The sequence below is a fragment of the Akkermansia sp. JRP_AM1 genome (assembly GCF_049262625.1).
Lineage (GTDB): Bacteria > Verrucomicrobiota > Verrucomicrobiia > Verrucomicrobiales > Akkermansiaceae > Akkermansia > Akkermansia massiliensis.
Window position 1 is genome coordinate 1506622 of record NZ_CP118234.1, and the last position, 26234, is coordinate 1532855.

At 45.0% G+C, this 26234-nt stretch carries 26 protein-coding genes and 1 tRNA gene; 7 read left to right on the plus strand and 20 right to left on the minus strand.

Annotated elements, in window-relative coordinates; genetic code table 11:
- Positions 1 to 36: 36 nt before the first annotated feature.
- Complete coding sequence (ruvB, locus tag PVA48_RS07125) at positions 37 to 1056, minus strand: Holliday junction branch migration DNA helicase RuvB (RefSeq protein WP_102722126.1); 1020 nt, start codon at positions 1054 to 1056, stop codon at positions 37 to 39.
- A gap of 139 nt (positions 1057 to 1195) precedes the next feature.
- Between ruvB and PVA48_RS07130 the strand changes: the two genes are divergently transcribed.
- The 3 genes from PVA48_RS07130 (at position 1196) to PVA48_RS07140 (ending at position 4496) form a co-directional block, all read left to right on the plus strand.
- Positions 1196 to 2677, plus strand: coding sequence for a beta-N-acetylhexosaminidase (locus PVA48_RS07130; RefSeq protein WP_180975256.1), 1482 nt, complete (start codon positions 1196 to 1198; stop codon positions 2675 to 2677).
- A 357-nt stretch (positions 2678 to 3034) separates the two neighbouring features.
- A tRNA-Ser gene (locus PVA48_RS07135) sits at positions 3035 to 3124 on the plus strand.
- Between the two features lie 298 nt (positions 3125 to 3422).
- Positions 3423 to 4496: a tyrosine-type recombinase/integrase gene (locus PVA48_RS07140; protein ID WP_423232447.1), complete on the plus strand. Its 1074-nt coding sequence runs from the start codon at positions 3423 to 3425 to the stop codon at positions 4494 to 4496.
- A gap of 130 nt (positions 4497 to 4626) precedes the next feature.
- Here PVA48_RS07140 and PVA48_RS07145 read toward each other — a convergent pair whose 3' ends face one another.
- From PVA48_RS07145 to PVA48_RS07185, 9 genes are all read right to left on the minus strand, one after another.
- On the minus strand, positions 4627 to 6351 hold the full coding sequence (locus PVA48_RS07145; RefSeq protein WP_423232448.1) for a hypothetical protein: 1725 nt from the start codon (positions 6349 to 6351) through the stop codon (positions 4627 to 4629).
- Positions 6344 to 7558: a toprim domain-containing protein gene (locus PVA48_RS07150; protein ID WP_102728974.1), complete on the minus strand. Its 1215-nt coding sequence runs from the start codon at positions 7556 to 7558 to the stop codon at positions 6344 to 6346. The genes PVA48_RS07145 and PVA48_RS07150 overlap by 8 nt, the downstream gene beginning before the upstream one ends.
- Positions 7559 to 7561: 3 nt before the next feature.
- The gene (locus tag PVA48_RS07155; RefSeq protein WP_102728975.1) at positions 7562 to 7867 is read right to left on the minus strand and encodes a helix-turn-helix domain-containing protein; all 306 of its coding nucleotides are present in this window, start codon (positions 7865 to 7867) and stop codon (positions 7562 to 7564) included.
- A gap of 300 nt (positions 7868 to 8167) precedes the next feature.
- Complete coding sequence (locus PVA48_RS07160; protein ID WP_423232449.1) at positions 8168 to 9220, minus strand: hypothetical protein; 1053 nt, start codon at positions 9218 to 9220, stop codon at positions 8168 to 8170.
- Positions 9210 to 10418, minus strand: a complete 1209-nt coding sequence (locus PVA48_RS07165; protein WP_423232450.1) for a hypothetical protein — start codon at positions 10416 to 10418, stop codon at positions 9210 to 9212. The genes PVA48_RS07160 and PVA48_RS07165 overlap by 11 nt, the downstream gene beginning before the upstream one ends.
- 519 nt (positions 10419 to 10937) lie before the next feature.
- Positions 10938 to 11918 (minus strand): DUF4339 domain-containing protein, encoded by a 981-nt coding sequence (locus tag PVA48_RS07170; RefSeq protein ID WP_102728982.1) that lies wholly within the window; start codon positions 11916 to 11918, stop codon positions 10938 to 10940.
- 19 nt (positions 11919 to 11937) lie between these two features.
- A complete protein-coding gene (locus PVA48_RS07175; protein WP_102728983.1) occupies positions 11938 to 12549 on the minus strand; it encodes a GYF domain-containing protein in 612 nt (203 codons plus the stop codon).
- 23 nt (positions 12550 to 12572) lie between these two features.
- Positions 12573 to 13652, minus strand: a complete 1080-nt coding sequence (locus PVA48_RS07180; RefSeq protein ID WP_215458520.1) for a hypothetical protein — start codon at positions 13650 to 13652, stop codon at positions 12573 to 12575.
- A gap of 15 nt (positions 13653 to 13667) precedes the next feature.
- Positions 13668 to 14234, minus strand: coding sequence for a hypothetical protein (locus tag PVA48_RS07185; protein ID WP_102728985.1), 567 nt, complete (start codon positions 14232 to 14234; stop codon positions 13668 to 13670).
- Positions 14235 to 14581: 347 nt separating this feature from the next.
- On the opposite strand from PVA48_RS07185, the gene PVA48_RS07190 reads away from it, so the two are divergent.
- The gene (locus PVA48_RS07190; RefSeq protein ID WP_102728986.1) at positions 14582 to 15049 is read left to right on the plus strand and encodes a hypothetical protein; all 468 of its coding nucleotides are present in this window, start codon (positions 14582 to 14584) and stop codon (positions 15047 to 15049) included.
- Between the two features lie 289 nt (positions 15050 to 15338).
- Positions 15339 to 15605, plus strand: a complete 267-nt coding sequence (locus PVA48_RS07195; protein WP_423232451.1) for a hypothetical protein — start codon at positions 15339 to 15341, stop codon at positions 15603 to 15605.
- Positions 15606 to 15695: 90 nt separating this feature from the next.
- Here PVA48_RS07195 and PVA48_RS07200 read toward each other — a convergent pair whose 3' ends face one another.
- The 9 genes from PVA48_RS07200 to PVA48_RS07240 all read right to left on the minus strand — a co-directional run bounded on the left by PVA48_RS07200 (position 15696) and on the right by PVA48_RS07240 (position 22958).
- Positions 15696 to 17207 (minus strand): Eco57I restriction-modification methylase domain-containing protein, encoded by a 1512-nt coding sequence (locus tag PVA48_RS07200; protein ID WP_423232452.1) that lies wholly within the window; start codon positions 17205 to 17207, stop codon positions 15696 to 15698.
- Between the two features lies 1 nt (position 17208).
- Entirely contained in the window at positions 17209 to 17784 is a 576-nt protein-coding gene (locus PVA48_RS07205) for a hypothetical protein (RefSeq protein ID WP_146021186.1), read from the minus strand.
- Between the two features lie 2 nt (positions 17785 to 17786).
- A complete protein-coding gene (locus tag PVA48_RS07210; RefSeq protein ID WP_423232453.1) occupies positions 17787 to 18371 on the minus strand; it encodes a hypothetical protein in 585 nt (194 codons plus the stop codon).
- An 84-nt stretch (positions 18372 to 18455) separates the two neighbouring features.
- Positions 18456 to 20819 carry an ATP-binding protein gene (locus tag PVA48_RS07215; RefSeq protein ID WP_423232454.1) on the minus strand — a complete coding sequence of 788 codons (2364 nt, stop codon included), beginning with the start codon at positions 20817 to 20819 and terminating at the stop codon, positions 18456 to 18458.
- A gap of 378 nt (positions 20820 to 21197) precedes the next feature.
- Positions 21198 to 21365 (minus strand): hypothetical protein, encoded by a 168-nt coding sequence (locus PVA48_RS07220; RefSeq protein WP_180975259.1) that lies wholly within the window; start codon positions 21363 to 21365, stop codon positions 21198 to 21200.
- Positions 21356 to 21523 (minus strand): hypothetical protein, encoded by a 168-nt coding sequence (locus tag PVA48_RS07225; protein ID WP_180975260.1) that lies wholly within the window; start codon positions 21521 to 21523, stop codon positions 21356 to 21358. Before PVA48_RS07225 ends, PVA48_RS07220 begins: the two co-directional genes overlap by 10 nt.
- Before the next feature lie 27 nt (positions 21524 to 21550).
- On the minus strand, positions 21551 to 21685 hold the full coding sequence (locus PVA48_RS07230; protein WP_257228592.1) for a hypothetical protein: 135 nt from the start codon (positions 21683 to 21685) through the stop codon (positions 21551 to 21553).
- A complete protein-coding gene (locus tag PVA48_RS07235; protein WP_146021188.1) occupies positions 21679 to 22038 on the minus strand; it encodes a hypothetical protein in 360 nt (119 codons plus the stop codon). The genes PVA48_RS07230 and PVA48_RS07235 overlap by 7 nt, the downstream gene beginning before the upstream one ends.
- Before the next feature lie 38 nt (positions 22039 to 22076).
- Complete coding sequence (locus PVA48_RS07240; protein ID WP_215451177.1) at positions 22077 to 22958, minus strand: DUF932 domain-containing protein; 882 nt, start codon at positions 22956 to 22958, stop codon at positions 22077 to 22079.
- A gap of 313 nt (positions 22959 to 23271) precedes the next feature.
- Between PVA48_RS07240 and PVA48_RS07245 the strand changes: the two genes are divergently transcribed.
- Positions 23272 to 24096 (plus strand): type IV toxin-antitoxin system AbiEi family antitoxin, encoded by an 825-nt coding sequence (locus PVA48_RS07245; RefSeq protein ID WP_102728991.1) that lies wholly within the window; start codon positions 23272 to 23274, stop codon positions 24094 to 24096.
- Complete coding sequence (locus PVA48_RS07250; protein ID WP_102728992.1) at positions 24093 to 24881, plus strand: nucleotidyl transferase AbiEii/AbiGii toxin family protein; 789 nt, start codon at positions 24093 to 24095, stop codon at positions 24879 to 24881. Before PVA48_RS07245 ends, PVA48_RS07250 begins: the two co-directional genes overlap by 4 nt.
- A 221-nt stretch (positions 24882 to 25102) precedes the next feature.
- On the opposite strand, the gene PVA48_RS07255 is transcribed toward PVA48_RS07250, so the two are convergent.
- A complete protein-coding gene (locus PVA48_RS07255; protein WP_423232455.1) occupies positions 25103 to 25810 on the minus strand; it encodes a hypothetical protein in 708 nt (235 codons plus the stop codon).
- Positions 25811 to 26234: the final 424 nt, after the last annotated feature.

Below are 26234 nucleotides of genomic sequence, written 5' to 3' on the forward strand. Positions count from 1 at the left end.
AAACACGGGACTCCTGCCATGCCGTAAACGGATGGCTTACAACAGCCATCCCTGTCCGTTGGCGGGCGGCGTGGCCCCCATCTTGAGATAGGCGGAAGGCATCGCCACGCGTCCCCTGGGAGTACGGTTGATGTACCCCTGCATGATCAGGAAAGGCTCGTGCACGTCCTCCAGCGTGGAAGCGTCTTCCCCCACGGCCACGGCCAGGGAGGACAGGCCCACCGGACCGCCGTTAAACTTGTAAATCATGGCTTCCAGCAGGCGCTTGTCCATCTCGTCCAGGCCGTCGTCGTCAATCTCGATCATGGTCAGGGCATCGTGCGCCAGTTGCTCCGTAATCACGCCGTCGCCGCGTACCTGGGCGTAATCCCGCACCCAGCGCAGCAGGGAATTGGCCACGCGCGGCGTGCCTCGGGAGCGCAGGGCGATCTGAAGCGCGCCTGCCGGTTCCACGGGGACGTTCAGCAGCCCGGCGGATCGCTCGATGATCGCGCACAGATCCTCCTGCGTGTAATAATCCAGCCGGTTCACGAGGCCGAAGCGGGAACGCAGCGGGCTGGTCAGCATCCCGGCGCGGGTGGTGGCCCCCACCAGGGTGAACTTGGGAAGATTCAGTTGGATGGAGCGGGCGTTCGGGCCCTGGTCGATAATAATATCCAGCCGGAAATCCTCCATGGCCGGGTACAGGTACTCCTCAATGGCCGGATGCAGGCGGTGGATCTCGTCAATAAACAGGATGTCCCCTTTTTCCAGATTGGTCAGCACGCCTGCCAGGTCCCCCGCCTTCTCGATCTGGGGGCCGGACGTCGTATGGATGCGGCAGCCGACGGCATTCGCGATAATATTGGCAAGCGTCGTCTTCCCCAGGCCAGGGGGGCCGCTCAGCAGAATGTGGTCCAGCACGTCGTCGCGCTGTTTGGCGGCTTCCACCATCAGCATCAGGCGGTCCTTGATCTTCTCCTGCCCGCGGAACTCACTGAAGGCAGGCGGTCGGAGGGACAAATCAAAGGCGGAGGGGGGTGTCTCCGTAGTGCGTGTGTAAAAGGACTCTCCCATGCGCAGGACTAGCAAACCTGTCTTTGAGGCATCCGTCAAGATGGAAGTGCAGGCGGGAAGCGCCTTTTCCGGGACATGCCGTAAGCCTCTGGTCTTTTTTGATTGCGGATGGAATACGGTTCCGTCAGAATCGTGCGCAATGAAATGGCGTATCCTACCTCTTCTGCTGGCGCTGGGCGGCAGCGTTTTTGCCGCTGGCGACGTGGAATCCCGTCTCTATCACATCGTCCCGGAACCCGTCGAAGTCAGTACTTCCTCCGGAGTCTGTAAATCTCCCAAAATCCTCAAGCAGGCCGCCAATAAGGCCCTGGGGCCGGAGGGATACAAAATCACCATCAAGCCGCAGGGCGTGGAAATCCAGGCTGGCGACCGCGCGGGCCTCTTTTACGCCAAAAACACGCTGGAACAGCTCCAGGCCCAATACAAGGACGGCGGCATTCCCTGCGGCGTCATTGAAGACAAGCCCCGGTTTGGCTGGCGCAGCATGATGATGGACACCGCACGCCACTTCGTGCCGGTGGAGGACGTCAAAAAATTCATTGATGTGATGTCCTTCTACAAATTCAACAAACTCCATTTCCACCTCACGGATGATCAGGGCTGGCGCCTTCCCGTGCCCGGATACCCCAAGCTGGAAAGCGTGGCCTCCAGGCGTAAGGAAACCTTTGGCAACAAAACCCCCCATGGTGGCATGTACACCAAGGAACAGCTCAAGGACCTGGTGAAATACGCCGCCGCACGGAACATTGAAATCATCCCGGAAATAGACGTGCCCGGCCACAACCAGGCCCTTTGCACCGCCTATCCGGAATTCCTCTGCTTCCCGAACCCCAAGCTGGAAGTGCGCACGAATGCGGGCATCTCCTACACGCTGGTATGTCCCGGCAACCCGGACGTGTGGAAATTCTATAACGCCGTCTTTAATGAACTCAAGGACATCTTCCCGTCCCAATACGTGCATCTGGGCGGAGACGAAGCGCCGGAAGACAACTGGATGAAATGCCCCAAATGCGCTGACTTCCGTGAGAAAGCCGGTATCCGTGAGGAAAACAAAAAGGCCGCCGCGCAAAAGGAAATGGTGGAATTCTTCACCCGGTGCGCCAAAATGCTGAAAAGCCGCGGAAAAACAGCCGTCTTCTGGTATGAGCCCATGGGCAAATATCCGGATGGAGTAATCGTCACCACGTGGAGAGGCGGCCACACGCCTAAAACGGTAGCCAACACCACGGGCGACAAGGTGGACGTTATCTGCGCCCCCAACGGCAAATGCTACTTTGACTATCCCCAGCTTCCCGGCGACTGGCCCTCCGGCCAGCCGGACACGGGCTGGATGCCCGTCAACACGCTGGAAAACGTGTACTCCCTGGAACCCGGGCAAGGCCTCTCCGCCAAGGAAATGGAACGTGTGCGCGGCGTAGACTGCTGCCTGTGGGCGGAACGTCTGCCGAACATTGAGCGCGTCTTCTACCAGGCTTACCCGCGTGCTCTGGCCCTCGTGGAAACCGCATGGTCCTCCAAGGAGGTGAAAAACCTGAACCGCTTCAAGGACAAACTCGAATTCCACAAAAAATTCATGCAGGAAAAATGGGGCATTAGCCTCGAACGCCCGGAAAAGAAATAATGACTAGACAGCGAGAGTCCCTTCCTGAAAGACGCAAACGTTGAAAAAATAGGAAAAACGTTCTTTGCCCTTCTAAAGAAGGAGGCATCAGGCATGAAGGACTCAACATTGTTCAATGACAGGCTTCTGTGATCACAGAAGCCTGTTTTTATATGGTATGCATGGGGGGCTCTTACCATCCCATTTCCGGGATTCTCTAAATACCCATGCGCTTTCCATCCTTGTCAGAGAACATCCGGAAATGAGAGAAGAGCTTGAGAAAAACAGGAAAATGCCTCCTGGGTGAAAAAAAGATTGCCAACCCTCTCTTCTACCGTTACATTACCTCCGCTTTCCTATCTAAGACAATCTATCAACGGGCAGGTGTCAGAGTGGTCGAATGAGCACGCCTGGAAAGTGTGTGTACTGGCAACAGTACCGAGGGTTCGAATCCCTCCCTGTCCGCCATTTTATTCTTTTCATAACCTTGCAAAGTCCTTGATTTTGCAAGGTTTTTTCATATCGTGATTGTACCGCATTCGACCCGATTGCATGAAAAAAGGGTACATATTAGGGTACACTTTTACAATATGTACCCTAATGTACCCCATCGCAAATTCCAACTGATTTTTAAGGCTATGGCTGGATTGAAAAAACGGAACAATACATGGTTTGCCTCCTATTACGTCAATGGCAAAAGAATAATCAAAACGACCAAAATAGAGGTCTCCCCTTCGACGATTCTCCCGGGAAGACAAAAGCCAAAATGGAGGCCGAGCTCAAGCTGAATGCACAAATTATCGCCAATGAATTGGAGAAGGCCGCCAAAGGAGAAAAGGCAAACACCGAAATCGTCCATGCGGTAGCCGGATCTTCCAAGGCAAAGGCTCTGCTCAAAGGCAAAGCCCATATGCAGGGAGTGGATGATTTTTTGAAAGACTGGATGAAGTCCCGTACGGAAAAAGGGGCTGTTGACCGTGATGGAAAAGCTGTCCGACAATTCTTGTGCTATCTGGATGACCGCAAAACCCTTCCTCTGGATGCCGTTACTCCTCATCATGCAGAAGAATTCATGGCAAAAGAATTGGAGCGTGTATCCAGCGGAACAGTGAAGAGGTATCTTGAATCCTTGACGTGTGCCTTCAATAGCGCTGTCAGCAAAAGGATCATTACTATTAATCCTTTCAAAGGAGTCATTCCCTCCAAAAGCTCTCGGAATGACAGGCAGGAACGAGATGCCTTTTCCGTAGAGGAAGTACAAAAAATGATTTCCGACTTTCCGAATGAATGGCCCGATATGATACAGGTCTGCCTGTATACGGGAGGGCAACGTTTGGGTGATATCGCCAAGCTGAAATGGGAGCAAATCGATTTGGAAGGAGGGCGAATCTCCATGACCTCGGAAAAGACAAAGAGAAGAATGAACAAGCCCGTTATTGAGCAATTGAAAGAAATTCTACAGAGACGGCACGAGAAAAAAATCAATGATTACGTCTTCCCTCTGTCGGCCATGCGCCACTCACAAGCAGGCAACTCAAGCAAGCTCTCATGGGACTTCACTGAGCTGTTACGCAAACATGGATTGATTGTCCGGCACGATCAGAAAGCCCAGGGAAACAGAAGAACCCTTGCGGAAAAAAGTTTCCATAGTTTAAGAGCCACTGCCGTTACCATGTTGCGCTCCATGGGGGTGTCTCCGGATATGGCCCGTTATATTGTTGGTCATGATTCGGAGGACATCGAACGAGGCTATTACCGTCCACAGGAAGAAGCGGTAGCTGAATCCATAGCTCAACTGGGACAAGCCATATCGCCGCAATCCCCCTCCAAGCCTGCATAATTATTCCTCATTCAACTGCATAACATAATCCCCCTGAGTATCCGTGAGAACTCAGGGGGATTTTCATTTATCATGCAGTTTCCGTCAAACTATTCGACATTTTGCATAATATGCTTTCAATCAAATTGTTTTATGTCTCTTTCATGTCTCCATTCTGTGATTCTGTCGACAAATCGAATTCGAGCAATGACTTCACGGCTTCGATAGGAATGACGACGCCCTTGTGTTTGGAGTTTCTTACCCGCTTTTCCGACAACCAACTCGCTTCGGGGAGATTCCTCAGTACGTCTCCCCAACAGTTGCCCCAATCCGTATCTCTGAGGATATTGGATAGTTGCCTGTTTTGGGCGGAAATAAACAACATTTGTGAAGAGCCATTTCCTCCTTGAGGACGGTATACGCTGATGCCAATTCCATCCAGGAGCTTCTTTGCATCCTGTCTTTCAATAGAGGAATCACCGTGAAGGTAGTTTAGAATGACCTGTCCTACCGTCTCCGAATTGCCGACGACGCGACTTTCAAGAATCTCACGCAAACAGCGTTCCGCATCAGTCTCCTGATTTTCGTCTAGAGATCCTGTATTCATCGCTGCCGTATAGATGTCGATTTCCGGCTCGCTGATAATCCCTGCATGAGTCAGAGCATACGCCCCCGCCAGGATATTACCCAGCAGTTCGGCGCGTCTTCCGGCAAGTGCCGGATGTGCAGACAGCTTTTGCTGAATGAGATTCGCATTGGTCGCCATCACAGACGCCAGCGACATCATTCGGGCAATCAACTTACCGGGAGAAATGCCCGCCAGTTTGTTAGCTGCATCATCTCTCTTCTCAAAGCTCTCCAGTCCTTTATTGGGCCTGACATGCAAGTTGATAAACCTTGATTTGTCAGCTGTGCGTTGCAGTGAATTTCCAATACTCAACAGTAAAAAAGACGAACGAGCTCGAAATTCGATAGGAACAGACTCCTTGCTTCCTATAATGGACGTTTCTCCATCAGTCGCCCTCCGGACCAGAGACATAATTTTTTCTACCTTCTGCTTAGAATACTTATCCTGGTTGGCCGCCTCCATTTCGTCCAACAGAACAAGCCGGGCCCCGGAACCGATTTTTTGCCTAATGCCGGCTTCCGAAGTTCCGCCAGTGAAGGAAAGGGAGTAATTCCCAAGGAGCTCCTTCAACCTCGAAACCAGAAATGTTTTTCCCGTGCCGGCAGGAGCATTGATCCAAACATGAGCCCGGGTATCGATGAATCCTGCCGTGATGCCTTGTGCCAGAAAGCCGGATAAAAGCAAGCCTCCCATTTCTTCGCGCCAGGCGAAGGAATTCAGGTAATCAATAATGGCCTGTCCTTCTTCATCGCTCATCGGGATAGTTTCCGGATGTGGAAGGCTTTCGGAACGTTGGTAGATTGTACCTTCCTCCCTAATATTGCTTGTCTCTATGATCTTTCCGCTTTCGATGGTAAAGCACCAATCTCCCGCATTGTAGATAATGGCACTCTTCTCTTTCCAGAATCCAACGCCACGAATTTTATCAGGAGAGTAGTGTTTACGCCCTTGTTGTCCAAAACAATAGCCGGCGGCATCAGTAACGGTCCATTTCTCTCCCAACTTCTCTGTCCACCATGCTTCGGAAGCCAAAGTGATCAGGTTCAACTTACTGTGTTCGCCCGGTTTCAACTCAATTCGGCTGTCACTCATTCGGGAATAGTACACATATTTGCCACCGTTCTTTCCCAGGCAGATGAAAGGCATTTCAGCCTCTTTACCCGCAAGGACATGTTGATTCTGCTCAAGCTTTTTCAATAAAGGGCTGATAGCTCCCTGAAACTCACTCTTCCTATCATCCTCATGCATGGCAAACCTCCTTTTCTACGGGAGTTGAAAAAGAGTTAAGAGCGGAGAGAATGGATTGATACAAAGCCAGACTACCCTCGGAAGCCAATAAAGAACGTGCATCTTTGTAAGGACTTGGAGGAGCCCAGTCCACAACAATGCAACCGATATCCTCAAGAGTTTGCCGAATCTCTTTTGCGGCTTTCCGCCCGGCAGAATCGGAATCAAGCCCGAGGATGACAATCTTCCCTTTGAAGAATCCTGCCCACTCTCGTTTAAAACTCTGAGCGCCGGGAATAGCTACGGCGAAAGGAACCAATTCCGAACTTCCCGCATGCGGGACATTTCCAAATACGGAAGAATCTTCGGGTATAAGACAGCCAAATGCCTGATTGATAGCCAGAGCATCGGATTCTCCTTCACAGATAAGAACAATCTTTCGCTGCTCTGCGAATTCCATCCCCCAAGGTTGATAAGCTTTTCCGGCTACCCACATGAAACGCGAGCTCTCAGCGTTCATTGTGCCGCAAGATGTCCATTTGCCTTCTTTCAAATAGAGCTTGGGGTTGGGATGGTTGATTCTGCAACGCAGTTTGGCTCCCGTATACGTGATGTCCCCATCACTTCCCCTGGCCGTATAAAGATACAGCAAGCGTCCGTCTTCCGTCGCTCCAAGAAGACCTCGCAGACCAGGATGGGAAACGGTGGTGGCAGAGAGCATCAATCCTTCACGCAAGGACAATTCGGAACTTAAAAGGGAACGTAGGAGAATATCCTCTTCCAGCCGTTTGCGGCAAGTTTCCAATTCCATCACATTAGCAGGTTCAAGAAACACAGGAGATTCTGGACGGTGCATCAAACCTTTTTGAAGAATAGACATTGCGCCTGCTCTTTTACGGCTTGAGGAGGAATAGCTTCTTTTGCTCATCTTGCCATCCAGAGAGATATTCAATACCTCCGCCAAATGCTCCAGGACATCCGGGAATTGTGATTTGACATCAAGTTGCTTAAATTCTGCAGCCAGAGTAAAAATATCCCCGCCTTTGTCACATGCCCAGCAACGCCACAGTCCTATTCCGTCACGTTCGTTGACATGTAGTTTGGGGCGCCGATGTTCTCCAAATGGACACCGGAAGAGCTTCTCCCTTCCGATGTCCTTGTGGGTTCCAAACATGCGATTACAGTACTCCAGAAGGAATTTGGGCTGTTTTAATTCTTCGCGATTCATGGGTTACTGTTTGTTAAGGTTCCCCGAAATCGACACCATGTAGGAATCAAGTTCCGCAACATGGTACTTTTGGACTCCATTGTTTGGACGTATCATCTGAACCTTGCCTGCACTTACGGCTCCCGCCAGTATCCTGCAAATCGTAGACTTGCTCGTATCGTAGCGTTTGGCGAGAGTTGCCTGACTGGCCCAGACGACAGAACCGGAGTCAGTCGGTAGTTTGGCAAGGGCGTCAAGACGCTCACGGATGGCATTTAGTGCCGTATAAACATCTTTAGCTGTGAATAGGGGGGTATCAATTGGATTCATAACAATTATGTTGTTAATGTTATGCTTGAGTCAGCCGCCTCAATCCCCTATAATAAGTTCCGACTAAAGAGATCATCATTGAGTGATTCAGGCCTGCCTCGGAATTTGGATCTCCGGGGCAGTTGCTTTTTCAAGCGGGTTGCTTGGAAAGTACCCTTTGTCGATCCGTCTGGATCTTGAAACAAAGAAGAAGCTCTTTCCGGTGCTCAATGAACCACAGATGATGAAAATAATGTACCTGCCATTTCCTCCGTAAGTTGTATGGAGGTAATGAATGTTTATAGCAAATGACTTATAAGGCTATTTAATCAGCACTTTTTGTAGCCATGAAAATCCCCACCGTTCAAGAAACCTGCTTCTGTTGCGAGATTGTTGGTCTTTTTCTGCCTTGTTGTATGTACTCAAATCCTTCGCAATCCGTCCCAGTGTAGTTTCCGTATACTGGGAGTTTCCGTATTTCCTGACGAAGATATCTCCAACCTCTTTTTGTGTAGGAATCCTCTGATGCTCCATCACAAATTCTTTCATGATCTCCTTTAATGCTTCCCATTCAGTATCATCTGATTGTTCTCTCAAGACATCAATACTCATTTGATCTATCAATTTTCCCCATACGGCAATCTGAGCAAAATTTTCAGAGTCTCTGGATTCTTTGAGTTTTTGAGCGAACTCAGTCCCGGCATGGTGACTCTTCTCCAAAAATTCAATTTGCAGTCTTAATTGAGCCATGATTCCTTGTTGATATGCCATCCATCCCTTTTCAAGCAATGATGGATTGTTCATCAAATAAGAAAAATGTTGTTTCAAAAACCTTAACTTCCAAACAATCGTTAGATTATCCGGATAACGGCGTTCAGCTTTCTTCAAGCATCCCCACAATAATCGGAATGATTTTTGACCTGAATGAGTATTTAATATGTTTAGTTCAACAGAAGACCATTCTACATGCTTAATATCAGAATTCATGGCTTTCTGCAGCTGTATTTCTTTTTGAATTTCCTCAGCCTTGAAATGCCATAACGCAGCTGCAAAATCAGGATTTAACCTTTTTCCTTGGAGAACACCTTGTTTTTGCAACGACCAATTACCTTTGGTAGGAACACTGTGTTTTTTACAAAATACCAAAATGCTTGTTTTAATGTCATGTCGGACATGTACAGATTTTTCCTTCCCGTCATAGATGATGTAGCCATCCTGCAAGTCCTCAGAGCAAAAGAGTTTATACTCAGTCTGAATTTCCGGAAGACATTTTGAGAGAACACAATTCAGTAGTAACTGGTGTTCTTTCCAAAAAGCAGTCCAGTCCCATGAAACTAATTTTCGGGCTTCAATAGGTTTTTCCTCAGCTGACATGGTCTGTCAGCATACACCCACGAATCCCCGGGATACAAGAGACAAATCCCCGCCTAAAGTTTTCCAAACAACTTCGGATATTTCTTCCGCATCTCTTCGTGATATCCTCTGTCAATGATCCTCGCACGGAGACTTTAATGGCTTTCTCCCTCTGCTCGTTATCGGGATTCACCTCCAGATAACATTCCAGGTCGTTACTGAGACGACGGCCATCCTGAAGGATCGTCGTGTTGTAATAGGCCAGAGGTTCCGTCACCTCCTCAAAAACATAATCCGCCTGTCCCGGAAGGTGCGTCTCCTCAAAAGGAAAAGCCGACATCAACAGTCCTGAATTATTCACACGGAACCCCAAGGGGCCAGGTTCCTTGAAATTCTGTGTATAATGAAGAGAAGAAAGGGGCGAGTGGCTCCACCGAATATCTGCATTATTCAGGAAATTGATTATTTGCTGAATACCAATATCCCATGGCTTCGTCACATAAAGGCGTTTGACAACTTTCCTGCGCTTATGATTCTTCTTCAAAGAGGCCAGCAGAGAATCCGCGTCCCGCAGGCAAATGATACGTCCTCTACGGCAGATAATAGAGTCTTCTTCCATGGTCTTGAGAGCCTTATTCACTTGTGATAAAGAAATCTGGCCGGATTTCTTCAGGATGGAATTGCATATGTGCTTCTGACTGGGCAGGAAATTGCAGTTCAACAATGTCTCCGCGACCTGAATAGCCACACCCGTATAAGGATTCTTCATGGCAACGGGCAATGGCTTGAACTGATTTCTGAATCCGCTTCTCATCATGAAAAATCCTTTCCCTAAAAGAACTCCGTTTCCGCAAAAGTCGACACCACTCAAATTGTGTTGTTCCAAGGTTTCCAAATTTTGTGCCGAAAGATATGGGGTGATGAGAAGTGGAGGTGGGGAAGAAAAGACTGCCGCCAAGCTGTCGGATGAAAGACAATTCTTTTGCTTGAGCTCTTCCAGTACCTTCAGAAATTTTTTGGCAGTCAACCGCTCTGCTTCAACAATAGTGAAATTGCGTGTTGTGCCAGGTGCAGAAGGATTTTTGCCGGAAAATTCGAATCTAGCCTGATTGGAATCGGGATCAATCTCATTATCAAAAAGAGGGGACTGAGTTTTAAAAACCATACGTCCCCCCAGAAAGGAACGGTGTGATTGAAGAAATGTTAACTTACGCTTCATGGCCGCAATTATAAAACATGCTGCCGTAAGAACAATATCTCAAATAAACGTAAACCTTTTGTATTCAATCATGAAAATCACTTCCGCAAGATTATCTCCGCAATGAAATGCATCCCTTTTCTTTTCCCTCGCCAGTCCACCAGTTTTTCCTTATTCCGCAAGGCAAAGAACATATCAGCCTTTATAGCAACAGACATGATGAAACGTGAAAATTCATGGAATTTGTCTATGATGAAACGATCTGGAATATTGTCATACAAACTTTCACAGGCGCTCAATTTCTTCCCTGCTGTGTAATTCAGTCAAAACCAGCTCGTTTGAGTGCCAAAATCCTGGAATTACAGGAGGAAACTCATGAAAATTTCTTCTAAAACGCATCCATTTCAACAGATGGATACTTATAAAGCATTCATCAAGAATGCGTAATTGATCACTCTATTCGAAATTTCATGATTTTGAGATTTTATTTTCTTATCCTACGGAGTCATCCTCCCAAGTCCGCTCCGATTCCCCCAACTCTTAATCAGTATTATTTCCCATATTTTTTTCTCCGAAGACGATAATCACCTTCTTGATTTCGACAAAGGTGTAATACAATAATATGGCTTCAGGGATCCCTATGGCATAGGATAGCCATAAAGGTTGGTAAGGGATAAAAAGAGCAGAAATACAATCAATAATGAAGGAAATCACGTATCCGAGAGCATATCTGGGATGAAAAACAATATTTTTCATATTCAGGTTGTCTGCCATTTTTTGAGCGCGTTCCAGTAGCCCGGGCCATGCGGTAAACGCCCAATAAAAATTGAAGAGAGGAATAAAGAGAAAGCCAACTGCTTTTTCAGGTGAAGGTATGGGTTCTCTCGAAGGAATCAGGTAACTGAGAGGTTGAATATATTTCCATGCTTCATACAGTTTCATGAGGACGTAAATCATCAGCCCCAGAAGTAACAGTAGGCCTACTACACTCATCGTGTCGTTACCCTTGATTTCTGCCTGAGTCATGAAATGCCCCGCTGTGACATAGGCCATCACAAACCAGCCCAATCCCTTTTTGGCTTTTTTATCTACTTCCTCTACATCAAAACTATGATTATTTACAGGGGGCGGCGGGAATGCAGAGTTTGTCCTGAAATCGGTTTCATCAGTATTTTTGATCAAATGATGAATAGGTTCCCAATTGTCCATACCTTCCGTCCAAAAATAATCTGAAGGTTGGGATTTCCCCTGTCGCAGCATATCTCTAAGAGTTGCGATGTCGAAAGGGCCAGTTTGAGTGCCGTCTTGAGCCAAAAGGCGATATTTTTTCTCTTCCTGGTGCGAAGAATTAGGCGGACGCTCCGCTTCCAGAACAAGATGGATAGGGCTCCACGAGGAACGGCCATTCTGTGAGACCAATTCTTCCTTGTCGATACGTCCGGCTTTCAACATGCTGCGGAGCTGCTCTTCATCATAAGGGCCTTCGTGTTTCCCTTGTTTGTTGTAAATGTAATAGGACATGATTGTAAATTGCTTGCGTTTAGTAATATCTCCTTTGCCTCAATGCATCCTTTATGGTTTCAGCTTGGGGATTGCCATACACTCGTCCCTGTCCGCCGCAGTTGGGACAGACGGAACGGAATCCGTTGGAATATAAAATACCGGTACCATCACATTGCAGGCATGGTAAGGCCTGTTGAGGTTCTGCCTGGCGTTGCGCTTGGGTAGCCATGCCTGCTCCTATCAACATTCCTATGGCAGCCGCTTCATCATTGGACATGGATTGGGAATAAGACGACTGAGGAAATGAAGATGAATATCCGCGATCATAATAAGGTTGTCGGCTTGGTTCATTGCCTGCCAAAAGGATAATGAAAAGAAGCGCGACAAAACCAATGCCGGCACCTATGATCATTCTCCTTTTTTTAGTCAGTTTGAAACCTGAAGGCGGATTTACCTGATGATTGCGCCTGTTGCTCTGAGGATGAATATCATCAAGAACTTTATATAGAGGTATCCATTGATTCATGCCCTCACACCAAACGAGAGCAGCCCCGAGAATTTCCTTTCTTTCCATCATTGATACAATTTGGGCAGGAGAATATGGACCGTCCGGTTGTCTCCCGGCCCGGTAGATGTAATAGGCTTTCATAGTTTACTCATGGATGCTAATTGTTATAGAAGAGGCCTTTCCGCTTCCCGGAGGGAAAAGAGCCTGTTTCGTCTTTCTTCTTCGAGAAACTGCCGAACCCATGGTTCTATTTCCATGGATGCCGGGGTATCGAAAATGGACAAGCTCTCTTCTGGGAGAAAAGGAGGCGTATTCCAATGCTCCCTGAAAAACTCATCCTCGGAGAACGTTTTGAGCTGCTGTTCAAAGGTAAGAGGTGAGCAGGAGCAACACAGCATTTGTTCCTTTTGGGCATGGGCAGCCATGATTTTTCCTATTTGCATGGCCGTAAATCCCAGGAAAGCTCCAGCCGTGAAATACCCCGAAGCTGAACTGAGCGCTCCCAGAAGAGCTGATCTGGCCGATGTCCCTAGGACTGTCCGGCCAAGGGCTTCCTTGCCCTTCTTCCTGTTCAGTGCATAGGAAACCCCCGCCCCCAGAATAGCACCCGTCATCGAATGCCCGAAAAACGAAGCAGGATCAACGTAGTCGGTAAAGGTTTTCAGAGTGGAGACACAACCGGCCAGGATGTTTTCTATCCCCGCTCCAATCAACAAGGGATTTTGGGTAGAGTACCCCAATGCCAATTCTATCCCGCCCTCTCCGAAGGTATCAAAAGCCGTCCACGCATCCATAGGGACATTCCCGGACATGGCGGAAATTAGATCACTGGAACCTTCTCCTATGGCTAATAAGCCAATGCCGGCATCCATCATGTTGAGCGACAGATATCCTTTCGGTATTCCCATATCGACCAGCAACGAACCCAAGCCGGATTGTGAAAAACCGGGAATGGGGATCCCTGCCTTGGTGGGGAAATCTGTCAGGAGGATATGCCCCGCTTGTTTGACAGCATGAACTGGGTGCCGGAAAAACTGGCCGGCGATGTCCATAATCAGATCATGACCATGCACCCATCTGTGGCCAAATCCCGAAACGGCATCAGCTGCTGCGTTCTTGGCCAAAGAGGGAAACAATCCATCTACCGTATTTCGCAAGACATCAGCGGGGATGTGCATGTAGGCACATTGAGTTCCGCCAGCTGCCGATTTTATGCAGACTTCCCATAAATCTGATGGAGACATATGATAGGAGAATTATTAATTACCCGGCAAATAACGATTTTCCAATTGGCCTCCTCGCTCCTTCCAGTATTCAGCCAAAGCCCCTCTGAGCCCCTTGCGCAGGGCATCAACGGCTTTGTTCGACAGAGTTGGTGCATCGTTGTCAAAAATGAAATACCCGGCAATAACGGCCAGCATGGCGCCTCCAGCCATAGCTGCGATGGGTCCCAATATGGATGTTCCAATGAAAAAAGCGGTAACTGTCGTAACAATGCCCGCACCCCACCCCAAGGCGGCTCCTACTCCGGCTAAGATGATAGCTATTCCCGTTGTTCCGGATGTAAGTGAAATGACCTGCTTCATCAATTTGAGCTTCGCTTTTTTATCCGGAGCCAGCACTGCTTCGGCTAAATAGCAGGTCATTTCCACTCCTTGGGGAACCTCGTTGAATTGCTTGACGCAAGCGCTCTTCACAACAAGACAGACTTCCTGCATATCGCGCCAGTTCAGGTATTGTTGATCCTGTGGTTTGGAGGAAAGAATCTCCGATGCCTTGGCATTGATGAGCTGTTCCATTCCGACGGTAATTTGATCCAGTGTCATAGCTGTTAATGAGGTATTGCTGAATGTTCAGAAGAACGCGATCGAGATATCAGGATTGCCTTGTTGGGTATCTCCATTTGATTGGCAATGTAGTAGGCTATTTCCCGAAGCGCGTCGGTAAGAGGAAGAGATTGCCATGCTGCATACCTGAGCAAGAAAAGCCTGGCTTCATTGCTAAGCTTTCCCAACAGCTCCAGAACATCGCATTGACTGCTCTCCATATGGCAAAACTATGACTCATCAAAAATATCCGTCAAGATATTTTTGATAGAAATAAATCACACAAAATATCCACTGAGCTCAATAGCATAGCTTTCATGCAAGTCCTTGAATAGCACTTTATCTCTATGAAAAGCTCCAGAATTGACTTGCTTAGCAAAAAAGATAGTATCGAGAAAATGACTCCAGAACTCCGACCACAACAAGACTTGAAAGCCGACGTAAAACGTTGGCTGAAAGCCCGTGGTTTGGACTACAAATGGTTGGCTGAAAAATGCTTTGTCAGTGAAGTGACAGTTTACAACTGGATGGCCAAAAAAAGGATACCGGAAGTCAAAGAACACATCATTCGTTCTTTGATGGCTGAATTGCCCGTCACCCTGCCATCCGTCAAGGTAGAGACAGAGTCGCGTGTAATCCTCCAACTCCCTTCAGATGTTCAAGCGGCATTGGAGCGCAAAGCGCTCGACAGCAAAATGACATTGACCGATTTTCTAGCGACAAAAATTAATGAGATCGTTCACGAGGGGGCTTCTTCTGAATCTTTCCTTGTCGACGAAATTGAGCAAAAGGAATCCTCTCAAGAAGATAACTGATGCTTATTGAATGAAATTGCGTATGTGCCCTATGAGTAAACTCCGAGCAGGAATGTAATACTCTAAGAGTATTATTCGATGTGACAAGTCCTCCGAAAAAAATCCTCAGAATAAAATAGGGGAGCAAAACAATCCGAAGTATTTGTAGAGAACGCAACAGCACGGAACAAATCTAATTTTAAGCTGGTACTTCCTTAGAGGGACAACTATATTAAAATTACTTCTAAGCCGGATTCTAATGAGTTTGGATAGGTAAAATTAGAAGAAAATTTCATTCAAAAATCTTGTTATGAAACGCGCCGATTTGCCAGATATCCTTTACGAGATCCTTAGAGATCTTAATGGAAGAGCACCGATGATGATTGTATTCAGATACTTTTGGAACAAATATGGTAAAACATTATCACCAGAGGATGATATGTTTTATACTTGGAATTATGATATCCGATGGGCGGCAACGCAACTTCGGCAAAAAGATTGTATGAAACCAGCATCAACGAAAGAGAATACACATGGCTCAACCATAAGCCCTCGCGGTATATGGGAAATTAAATAAATAGTTTTTTCTATATCTAAATATACAAACTAATACCTAAGTCTTTTCTTTTGTAACTTCTCACGAATATTTCTTATTTTCTCCTGATCTTCAGAAGATAGGCCAAGCTTCGAAAGTATCATTTGATTCTTGTGTCTCCAAAAAATCATTTATCTCTTCCTTTGATTGAATATTAAAAGAAAAGAAAGAATATCTTCCCTCCTCGAAATTTGTGATATAGATTGGCAGAGATTTAAATTCAGAGGGAGTTAACTCCAATACCCCGCCTCCATAAAAACGTCCATTCAATTCAGCCCATGTTAAAGTAAGAGAATTAAAAAATGAAAAAAGTAAGGAATTAATAGAAAATCCTGTTTTCATATGGATCCCATATGCCGCATCAGTAGTAAGAATGTGTGCATCATTTTTCATAAATTTAGGTAATAAATGACATCTCTTAAAGAAAAAGGCTTCCGCTGGCTTGGGAATATTCGGAATGATATACCACTTGTCTCGTTTGAGCATTTTATACCGCTGATTTAATTGTTTAAGTTCTCCCTGTTCAAGATATTTTTGTGCTTTTGATAATATAGGTATGGATTTTTTGCTAAAATCGAGAAGATTTGTCGGTTGTCCAGAACGACGAAGAGAATTAAATTCCTTTTTAGTCAATGAAAATTTTTGGAGAAGTCCTGTTGCTCGCTGAACTATGGGACGAGCATAATCGTGAAGATTGTATTCTTGGATAGTATTATCATCTACGATAAAAAAACTATTTGCTGCTGTTACAACTCCAGGGGCAGATGAAAGGTATTTTGAAAGAGGAAAACAATCTTGAGAAATGCGATGCAAGTAATCTATTTCTTCTGCAGATAGCAAATAATGGCTCCATTTACTTTCTTCTACACGCTGGAGTTGTTGCAAGGAAACAACGTTTTGGGAAGAAGCATTTGGTATAGTAGTGAAGAAAACACCACGTTTGACAGACTGTTTCCTACAAACGAGTAACATGGTATCTTGCCCTTTACAGGTATCAAACATAAAATCTTCGAAAGTAATAAATTCAATTGAGGAAAATAGCTTAAGCAAATGGTAACGAATATCTTCAGCATATTTAACGGCAAGAAATTCTGTAGGAATAACAAAAGCTAACACACCAGAATCATTTAATAACTGAGTACTGGCAATGACAAAAAAAGCCCATAGATTAGTAACCCCTTTAAAATCATAATTATTTTCTCTAAAATATTTGACAATTTTTTCGTGCTGCCCCTTCATATATAAGTTCTTTTTAATATAAGGAGGATTACCAATAATAAGATCATATCTACGAACACAATCTACCGAATAATCAATAAAGTCTTCATTATAACAATAAACGTGTGGGTAACTTTTTTGCAGTAAAGAGATAGCCCGATGATCAATATCCACTGCATCGATATGCCATTTTTGAGAAAAGCAAGGATGTTCAATAATTTCTTTAATAAAGGCTCCCTCTCCTGCACTAGGTTCTAAAATAATAAGATCATTTTTATTCTCTAGAATATCTTCGATACGACTTTTCAAAAGTCGTACCATTTGCGGAGATGTATAGTAAGCTCCTTTAGATTTTTGTATACTCATCCTAGGAAACCCTTAAAAATTCAGTCATATCATAGTATGCCTCTATCACTTCATCTAAAGCATTTTTAAGATCGATATTATCAGGATACTGTTTTTTGAGTTGCCGAGCTTCATTTACAAGAATTGTAAGACGATCTAGCCACCAAATAAGTGCATATTTTGTTAAATAAAGTTTCATTCGTTCGTACATATGCTGAGCTATTTTTTGATGCGGAGCATCAGAACGTATTATTATTCTCCCAAAACAATTGCGGGCAAAATCCTTGTTAAAGTCAATATCACATGGATCAAGATATTCACAAGAATGATCATCACTTTTAGCAATATTAACACTCGCGCAACAATAAACTAGATTTTCATATGTATGAATCAAATCTTTGTAATATTTTTTAGATTTTAAATGATCAATATGGAAGCAAGAAGGTCCTCCAAACCAACCATCACTGCAAAAGGTATATCCACAACGTTTTTTAAAATCTTCTCTTAACTGATCTTTGTATGCACGATAATGGGATTTAGGTAGGCCTCGGTATCCACGGGAGGGTGCATAATATGGATCTCGGAAATTATAATACATGATTAAGATTTTTTTAATTCATTAACAATATTTTCTAATTTTTCCAAGGAACAACTTAATTTATTTAAATATGATTCTGATTTATATTGATTAGGAATTCTATTAGATTTTCCCCCATAAACTTCTTCTAGAAAGGAATCATCCTGTAGAAATTGAGAAGTTTCTTGAGAATTCAAGCGATCCCCATTTTCTATTTTGGAAATTATGTATTTATAACGCTCTTCTGCTTCTCTAATCAATCTTTTGCGAGTTTCTATTTGTTTATATACTCTATCCCAAAAACAAACAGTATCACTATAGCATTCTTGTAATACCTGAGATTTAGTATATACATGGTTAATATCATCTGCTTCCGAAGTCGCATTTTCGGCCCAAGCAGTCAAAACAAAAAAAGGAATTAAGCAGCATCTTTTTTTGTACGCTCTAACAATATCTTCTCCTGTATAATCAACCTGATAACTCATATCACATGTATTATTATTTAGCATAAAATCAGTAATAACGGCATCATAATCTCCCTCTATAATTTCATTAATCATATCATCAAGATTAAGTCGAGGGTAGATTGGAATAAAATCGAATTTCATTTCAAAATCACTAAGTGATAGAGCATTTCCAATTTCTCTCCATGCTCTTTTTCCTCATCTATATAAAGCAACTTATACATAAAACTAATAAAGCATAGTAAAATACATACAGAATCCTTTTAAATTTCTATTTAAAGAAATTTCTCCTCCGTAATTATGAATTATCGTTTTAACAATCCACATCCCCAATCCAGTCCCTATGGGCTCTCCTGTCTTCACGTCTCTTTTAGTAGTTATTAAAGGATCAAAAATAATTTCAGGAGGATTTAAATCCAATGAAAGCCCCGGCCCATTATCACGATATGTAAATTTTATTACTTTAGGATTATCTTCAATTGTACATTTAATAAAAATTTCTCGTTTATTAGTAGACAAAGAAAATGCATCTATAGAATTAATTATAAGGTTATTAAATATACTATCTAAATCAATTTCTAAACTTTGAATGAATACATTTTCAGGAGTATCACAAGAAAGAGCAATGCCTTTAACTGAAAGAAATGGTTCCCAATTTTTTTGTAATTTTAGAAAATAATTTTTAAGTGAAATTTGTTTGCGATTTCGTTTGTCTTTACGAGCAACTCTTTTAGCGAAATCTATCCATGCTGCAATTTTTCGATTGTCATCCTTATAATCTTCTATCATTCGGAATGGATTGAGTGAATCTTGGCATCCTTTTTGAAGTAGATCCTCTTCTTTGAGGTGACGTTCTAGCGTTTTTTTCAACCTTAGCATACGGGTTTCTTGAATAGCTAACTGTTGACTAAAATCATGTCCGAAAGTAGCCATAACTAAACCATTACTTGCCATAGCCCTAAGCAGGCTTTGTTCTTCCCGAATAGTTCTTTCCAATTCTAGAACTTTATCTCTTTGTTGCCGAGCATATTTTGCCATGGCAATCACTTTAGGATCTAAGTCTTGTGGATCTAATAGGGTTTCGCTGTTAGTTAATTCTTCGACAAGACGTTCTCCTGTTTTAATTTCTTCTGGTATATTTATTTTTGATTGCTCTTTTGAGTAAGATTTAAGCTCTTTGACTATTGTAGAACGATCCTTTTCTAATTCTGCAATAATCTCAATAATTAACATTTTAAAAAGATTAAATGCATCTCCTTCCTGCAAACCTTCACGGCTGGACTTATCTTCAAAACATGGATTAAGAAGGCGAGATATTTCAATAACCCCACTAAGGTTATTAACTTCCATTCGATAACCACCTAAATTTCTCCCAACGCCTGCCGGGCTTTTAGCTTTTCTTGGTCCTAAAGATAACCAGTCAAAAGCTGATTCTCGGGGGTCACCATAGGGACGAACCCGAAAGTTGTCTCTGAAAATTTTGATACCTTTGAATGTTTCAAGCCATTGTTGACGTTGGCCGCTCTGATAATTGATATTACGATAAAAGTACAATGAAATGTCCTTAGGGCGAACCGAGCGTTTTAGGTAGTAAAGAGTTAATGAAAAAGGCCCTAACTTAGCAATTTGCTCATGGGGCATGCCCGGAAGAAGGGTGAAAATAGACTTTGTCAAAGCAAAACCTTTATCAGAAAATTCTGAACGTCGATATGGGAATTTTTTCATTTTCCCACGTTCAAAAAAATCATCCGGTATTTTATTTACATCATATTCTCGCCGAATTATATGCAAATTGAGCTTTCCATCAACATTAACATCAGCTCTCAATTTATAATCAAAATCATCACATATACTGCTCAAAACTTTTCCATATTCATGGGGTTGTTGGATATGCTCGAAAATAATAGAAAATTCCTCGTTCCCCAACGGTGGAGTAAGAATGACAAGGTCGTTAAAAAGGTTAGTTATGTCTTTGGAAAACCAATCATCTCGCAATTGTGTAATGCGCAAACAAGTACCAGTAGACATTTCAGAGAGGTTTTCTAATGATCTTTTTGAAAGGGCAGGATAATGTTGAAGTAAACATTCAAAATAATTAGAATCGTTAATATTTTCTAATATTGCTGAAACATCTTCAATTTTTTTGCCTTCACCATCAAACTCATTCCAATTAACAGTCCATTTAATAGCTTGAAGATGTTTCTTTTTTGTGAATGATATCATTTCACATTGCTCTCCCAAACGATCTAAAGCAAAACGCCCAATGCCTTTAGCTCCAGATTTAATTCTATCTTTAATATTACTTTTGAAATTAATTAACTTATTTTGAGTGCCAATGACCATCCAATGATCTTTTACAACATCTGAAGACATTCCTTCTCCATTGTCAATAATATATATACTTGACAATTTTTTGCAAAAATTATTATAATCAAGATCTTGTTGTGCTGTTAAATTTGCTCGTTTCTTAGCCACATTAAAATTAACTTCAAAATAAGAATTTAATTCTTCTTTAGACAATCCTGTTTGCTCTACGCGTGTTAATACTATATTCCATTTTTCGCAAGAAAGGATTTTCGTCTCATTTGTCAAAGGTATATCAAATATGATTAAGCATTTTTTTGAATCAGCATCATAAGAATTTTGACCAATTCAATTATGGCACCGCGAGCGGACGCAACATTCTCTCGGCCGATAAGCCTGGCTGTACGAGCAGAAACAGTAAAAGGAAGTCTTTCCATTTTCGGGTTACATTACTACATTGATTTTGCCTTTTCAAGAGTATTGCTTTTGTATTTCATAATTATTTCATTATAATTCAGTTGTGATTTATTTTAGATAAAAAAGAGGAGTCGATTGGACAACCTCTTGAACGCCTTCCTTAGACAACATGTCGTCTTGGAAGGCATGTCTCACCGCCGGGCGATGAGATTGTAAATGGCTTGGAGTAATTGCGCGAGGATCATGGAATCAGCGGGGTGGAGGTTGAGACCAGGGATCTTCCGCCTCTTCCTCGTAAAGGGAAGGAGGACGAGGGCCGTTCCTCTGCTTGTTCCGAATGAACTCGCCTACCTTGTCGGAGGCGTAGCCCAGCAGGATGCGGGTGAGCTCGAACAGGATGATTTTTATCATGGGCATGGTGGTTGTGGTTTGGTGACGGCGTCGATGATGATTTGTTCCAAAGCCTGGACAATGGCCTCGGCGCCTTTTTTGTACACGACGACGGCGAGCAGTTTCCCATTGTGATGGAGTACCGCCCAGTAGCGCGTGTCCTTGTATTTGACGATGTGGTACATGGTTCCGGTGTCTGGATGGATGTCTCTTCAAAAGAGGCAGAACCACAGAAGCAGTCCTGCCGTCATCAAGCCGAAGGCCAGCACGATTCCCCATTTGAGGAGAGTGAACAGCCACGGAAACAGGAACCAGCCTGCGACAGTCACGAGGAGAAAGGTCAGCATACGGATGAGGGGTGATGATGATCTTTCTGTTCCATGACTGTCCGGGAACCGGTTGATGCCGCAGCATTCCTGCCGGCCAGCCGGATGTTGCCCAGATAGGCGGCCCATTCCAGCAGGGCTATTCGCCCGTCCCAGGTGGGATGCCAGGTGCGGGGGAAGACGAAGGGATCGTCTTCCCCCGTTTGGCAGATGAGTAGTCCACGGCGTTCCAGCAGGCGAATGATTTGCCTGACTCTTCCCCGCTCTTCCGAGTGGAAGGAGCCAATCAGTTCATCGCTCGTTTGTCCGGATACGGATTGCGTGAGAATCAGGACTGCGGCTTGCGCTCCCGTCAATGAGTAGGATGGATTCATGAGATGTTTCCTTTTCTGTTGTCATTTTTGAACCGTGCTCAGGAGATCAAACCGCAGACGGAATCGCACAGACCGTGCAGGGCCTGGCTCCGTTTGGCGACCACATGCGGGTTGACGGCCTTGAACTGCTCCGTAAAGGCGTTGAACAGGCTCCAGACGGTACGGGATCGGAATTCTTCATGAAGCGGCTCCCGCCAGTACCGGATGACTTCCGGCAGGACGGTCGGCGTAATGGCCCGGCAGTCGACCGCGCGGATCAGAAGATCATGCGCGGCCTTGTCGGTCAGTCTCTGTTTTTTGTAGGCGGCAATCCGTTCGTCTTCACGATGGAATTGTTCCCCAAGCCGTCCGACAGCCCGGGAGGTCATGAAGCGCAGATCCCGTACGGCGAACCTCGTATGTTTTCGGGAGAGTTTCACTTCTCCGTTGAACGCGAGGTTGTCGCAGACGAACACGCGCGTTCCCATGACCAGAGAGGCCGGGAAGGTTTTGTCGTGGGAGTTGCGGATGCCGACAATCCACGAGTAGTCGCCAGGGCCGTCGTCAGGCTGCAGGATTTGGAGGACGCCGAAATACCGTTTTCCTTCATGACTGAGGGCGTGGGTGGTTTCCCCGATGCCGAAGCCGTGGGCGGTAAGCTGGGATTCCACTTCCTTCAGCAGAAAATCATGGGGAAGCGGGAACCATGATTCCGTGCAGGACGGGGTCTCCACACGGGACAGGGTTCTCCTGTCGACGACCTCGGCCCCGCAGTGGAGGAGAAGCCCTTTGCGGAATACGGTCGGGGGAATAACCGGAGCCGCTGCCGGTTCCGGCATGATGTTTCTCCGCTGGAGGTGGGCTGCCTGTCTGGTATCTTCCAAAGGCAGGATATTCCGGGCTGCTACCGGATGGTGCGGCAATGCGATGATAGGATTCATATTAATGATGAAATATGGGTTGAAACGAAAACACCCGCTCCCCTGCGAATGGGAAACGGGTGTTGAGTAATGAAGTCAGAAGTTAAAGGCCTGTCTTCAGGTTTATATAACGGGTAGCGGTCAATAATTGCCGTTATCAGGGCTTTGTATCAAAAGCACACACTCTGTGACTGCTTGTGTGTACTTTTGCTCCTATTGGCATCAGATCACACTTCCGGATCACGATGGAATGTTTGTCTCAAGAGAAGATCAATATCATAAAATGATTGCATAAATATACTGTTTGTGTATATTTACGCAATCAAATAACGAAATGGAAGGATTTACCGTCAGATCCTGGATACAGGAACAGGCAACTCAAGGTCGCCTGTTTTTTACTCGTGAAGAGATACTGAAAGCACTACCCGATACGTCTAAACAGACAGTGGCAGTTGGGCTGTTGCGTGCCCGGGAAACTCGCCTCATTTCTATCGCCTGGCAGGGATTTTATCTCATTCTTCCCCCTGCTTACGTCAAACAGGGGACATTGCCTGTCACCATGTATTTGGACGCATTGATGAAGTATTTGGAACGTTCCTATTGTGTTGCGCTGCTCAATGCTGCAGCATTCTACGGAGCCGCTCATCAGAGTCCCCAAACTTTTGCTGTCATGACGACCATACCCGTTCCCCGGTCCAGAACCCAACATGGCACACGATTGGAGTTCGTGGGAAAGCGGGAGTTCAGTCAAGGTATCCCTCCTGAACTGCTCAAGGAGTTCAAAACTCCTTCCGGATACATTCAAGTTTCTTCTCCGGAATTCACGGCCTTGACGTTGGTTCAATATGCCGGGCGCATTGGAGGACTCTCCCGTGTGTTGACGGTACTGGAAGAACTTTTGGAAGCCTGCCATTTCGATCATATGCCGGGCAGTATCCTATCGTGCGTACCTCTGCCTTGTTTTCAACGACTCGGCTATATGATAGAAGTCCTTCTGGGGGATAAAGAACAAAGCCGTAGCCTGTACGCATTTTTGGAAACTCATCGCCAGCCTTTGCAAAAATCCCTTTTGTCTTTGGAAAGCCCTGTCAAAACAGGAACAGCAGATAAACGCTGGAAACTTATCATCAACGAAACTCAGGAAAGCGACCTCTCATGATTCCCGAATACTTTGTCCGATCATGGGCATCACAAGCACCATGGCCCCGGAATGAACTTGTCGAACAGGACATGATCATATGCCGTGCCTTGATTGCCATTTTCTCAGATCCATTTCTTGCAGAGCATCTGGCTTTTAGAGGTGGAACGGCTCTTCATAAATTGTATCTGTCGCCCCAGCCCCGGTATTCCGAAGACATTGATTTGGTTCAGATCCATGCCGGCCCCATCAAGCCGATTTTGGACCACCTCCGTGAAGCTCTGGCCTTTCTGGGTGAACCTAAAACAAAAAGAGCCAGCCATAACAATACCCTTGTCTACAGGCTGGAATCAGAGATTCTCCCTATCATGCCTATTCGGCTGAAGGTGGAAATCAATTGCCGTGAGCACTTTCATCAGCTGGATTGGGTACATCTTCCGTTCCGCATGAACAATGATTGGTTTTCCGGCGAGTGCCGCATTACCACTTATGAACTGGATGAACTGCTCGGCACCAAAATGAGAGCACTTTATCAAAGGCGAAAAGGACGTGACCTATTCGATCTGCACCGGGCTCTTTCCGAAGGAACAACTCATGCAGATCGCATTCTTTCGTGTTTTCGCACCTATATGGAATTCGTAGTCGACAGATCTCCTTCGCAAAAGGAATTTGTAATGAACCTTGAGCAGAAGATGTCCGACCCTGTGTTTCTTGGAGATACGGAAGCCATTTTACGTCCCGATACGGACTATGATCCAGCCCATGCGTTTGAACATGTTATGGAGAGACTGATCTCCAAGCTGTAGAATAAAATCTGACAGCTAAAGAAAACATCGTTGCGCTACCCCGGCTGAGGGATAGCGCAACATGATTCAATGAGCAGAGCTATGGAGCGATACCCACAGGTTTCCAAATCCTGTTGCCCCTTCCAAAATAGGACTTGGATACAGATGGAGCAATATACTCAGGCCAGACAACATTCTCCCCACAAGTATACGGAAAGAGCAGAATGAGAGTTCTCATGGTATCAGAATGGTGACTGTTTTCTTGAGACTGGAGCGAGTTGACGATGAGCATAGTTCTCTGTGTAGGAATCCTTGCCGGATGCCTTTCCAGATTTTGCGATCAGCTCGTTGATAAGAGTGGAGGCTTCCAGCTTATTCAGCTGGGAAACGCCCTTGCTGAAACAAAGTACAGCCAGATCATGGAGAGCTGAATCATTGATCCCGTTTTTGCGGGCCAGAGAAAGTATGACCTGCTTCTGTTTATCTGAACAATGCCATGCCGGTTCTTCGGGGTGAGATGCCTTGGAATTCGAAGACGATTGAACAGGAAGCCGTGGAGCCTGACGCATGGCAGGAAGCGACGTACCGGATACGCATCTCGAGCCATAGGAAGCATCAGGAACAAATCCAACCTGCTTGATCTGGGCATCCACAGCAGACTGGAGCGAGCTGTAGAGGCGTTCTGCGGCGAAATCGAGTTCAGAGGTGTTTCCGATCTCCGTTTCAATGGAGACTTCGAACTGATGGGAAGAATACCCGGTAGGCCGAGGCGTTTGCTGTAGTTGGCGATGAGTTTGATAGCCATGATGATTTAATATGTTGATGGTTGATGACGAAAAGACCTCTGCGCGCATTGCATACAGAGGCCGGGAATCAGCGGATAATGGTTCCGCCATCTTCATATAACGGGTTAATACACCCAATTGCTCTTTATCCAGAAAAGAAGACAATACGACAGGAGAAAGACATTAGAATAGACACATAACATATTACCAATAATGCATTTGCAAAGATAATCCCTATTGTCTAAAAGATTATTGAATGAAAAATACTTTGCATCCAAATGGAGTACTCATTGTCTTCAATTTGGGGCGAGTTTCATTGGACAAACCTCTTTGGGGAATCTATTATTCCACTGTGTTGCGGGTCATTTCAATCGCCATTTGATTCGATAAAAAACGCCTCAAGGGGTACACTTTAGGGTACATATTTATGATATGCAATTGACTATCAATTAAAATAATCCCTCCCTGTTCGCCATTAATTTTCTACCGCAATATATTGCATGCCAATATGTTGCGGTTTTTGTTTGTAGGAGCATGGGGAAGAAATGGGGGAAATAATATGAATTATCTTGCTTATCCGCTTGTTTGG

Bases quoted from the DNA above. Each gene is read 5' to 3' on its own strand.
- ruvB (WP_102722126.1), bottom strand. From the start codon at position 1,056: ATGGGAGAGTCCTTTTACACACGCACTACGGAGACACCCCCCTCCGCC.
- PVA48_RS07130 (WP_180975256.1), top strand. From the start codon at position 1,196: ATGAAATGGCGTATCCTACCTCTTCTGCTGGCGCTGGGCGGCAGCGTT.
- PVA48_RS07140 (WP_423232447.1), top strand. From the start codon at position 3,423: ATGGAGGCCGAGCTCAAGCTGAATGCACAAATTATCGCCAATGAATTG.
- PVA48_RS07145 (WP_423232448.1), bottom strand. From the start codon at position 6,351: ATGCATGAGGATGATAGGAAGAGTGAGTTTCAGGGAGCTATCAGCCCT.
- PVA48_RS07150 (WP_102728974.1), bottom strand. From the start codon at position 7,558: ATGAATCGCGAAGAATTAAAACAGCCCAAATTCCTTCTGGAGTACTGT.
- PVA48_RS07155 (WP_102728975.1), bottom strand. From the start codon at position 7,867: ATGAATCCAATTGATACCCCCCTATTCACAGCTAAAGATGTTTATACG.
- PVA48_RS07160 (WP_423232449.1), bottom strand. From the start codon at position 9,220: ATGTCAGCTGAGGAAAAACCTATTGAAGCCCGAAAATTAGTTTCATGG.
- PVA48_RS07165 (WP_423232450.1), bottom strand. From the start codon at position 10,418: ATGAAGCGTAAGTTAACATTTCTTCAATCACACCGTTCCTTTCTGGGG.
- PVA48_RS07170 (WP_102728982.1), bottom strand. From the start codon at position 11,918: ATGTCCTATTACATTTACAACAAACAAGGGAAACACGAAGGCCCTTAT.
- PVA48_RS07175 (WP_102728983.1), bottom strand. From the start codon at position 12,549: ATGAAAGCCTATTACATCTACCGGGCCGGGAGACAACCGGACGGTCCA.
- PVA48_RS07180 (WP_215458520.1), bottom strand. From the start codon at position 13,652: ATGTCTCCATCAGATTTATGGGAAGTCTGCATAAAATCGGCAGCTGGC.
- PVA48_RS07185 (WP_102728985.1), bottom strand. From the start codon at position 14,234: ATGACACTGGATCAAATTACCGTCGGAATGGAACAGCTCATCAATGCC.
- PVA48_RS07190 (WP_102728986.1), top strand. From the start codon at position 14,582: ATGAAAAGCTCCAGAATTGACTTGCTTAGCAAAAAAGATAGTATCGAG.
- PVA48_RS07195 (WP_423232451.1), top strand. From the start codon at position 15,339: ATGAAACGCGCCGATTTGCCAGATATCCTTTACGAGATCCTTAGAGAT.
- PVA48_RS07200 (WP_423232452.1), bottom strand. From the start codon at position 17,207: ATGAGTATACAAAAATCTAAAGGAGCTTACTATACATCTCCGCAAATG.
- PVA48_RS07205 (WP_146021186.1), bottom strand. From the start codon at position 17,784: ATGTATTATAATTTCCGAGATCCATATTATGCACCCTCCCGTGGATAC.
- PVA48_RS07210 (WP_423232453.1), bottom strand. From the start codon at position 18,371: ATGAAATTCGATTTTATTCCAATCTACCCTCGACTTAATCTTGATGAT.
- PVA48_RS07220 (WP_180975259.1), bottom strand. From the start codon at position 21,365: ATGCCCATGATAAAAATCATCCTGTTCGAGCTCACCCGCATCCTGCTG.
- PVA48_RS07225 (WP_180975260.1), bottom strand. From the start codon at position 21,523: ATGTACCACATCGTCAAATACAAGGACACGCGCTACTGGGCGGTACTC.
- PVA48_RS07230 (WP_257228592.1), bottom strand. From the start codon at position 21,685: ATGCTGACCTTTCTCCTCGTGACTGTCGCAGGCTGGTTCCTGTTTCCG.
- PVA48_RS07235 (WP_146021188.1), bottom strand. From the start codon at position 22,038: ATGAATCCATCCTACTCATTGACGGGAGCGCAAGCCGCAGTCCTGATT.
- PVA48_RS07240 (WP_215451177.1), bottom strand. From the start codon at position 22,958: ATGAATCCTATCATCGCATTGCCGCACCATCCGGTAGCAGCCCGGAAT.
- PVA48_RS07245 (WP_102728991.1), top strand. From the start codon at position 23,272: ATGGAAGGATTTACCGTCAGATCCTGGATACAGGAACAGGCAACTCAA.
- PVA48_RS07250 (WP_102728992.1), top strand. From the start codon at position 24,093: ATGATTCCCGAATACTTTGTCCGATCATGGGCATCACAAGCACCATGG.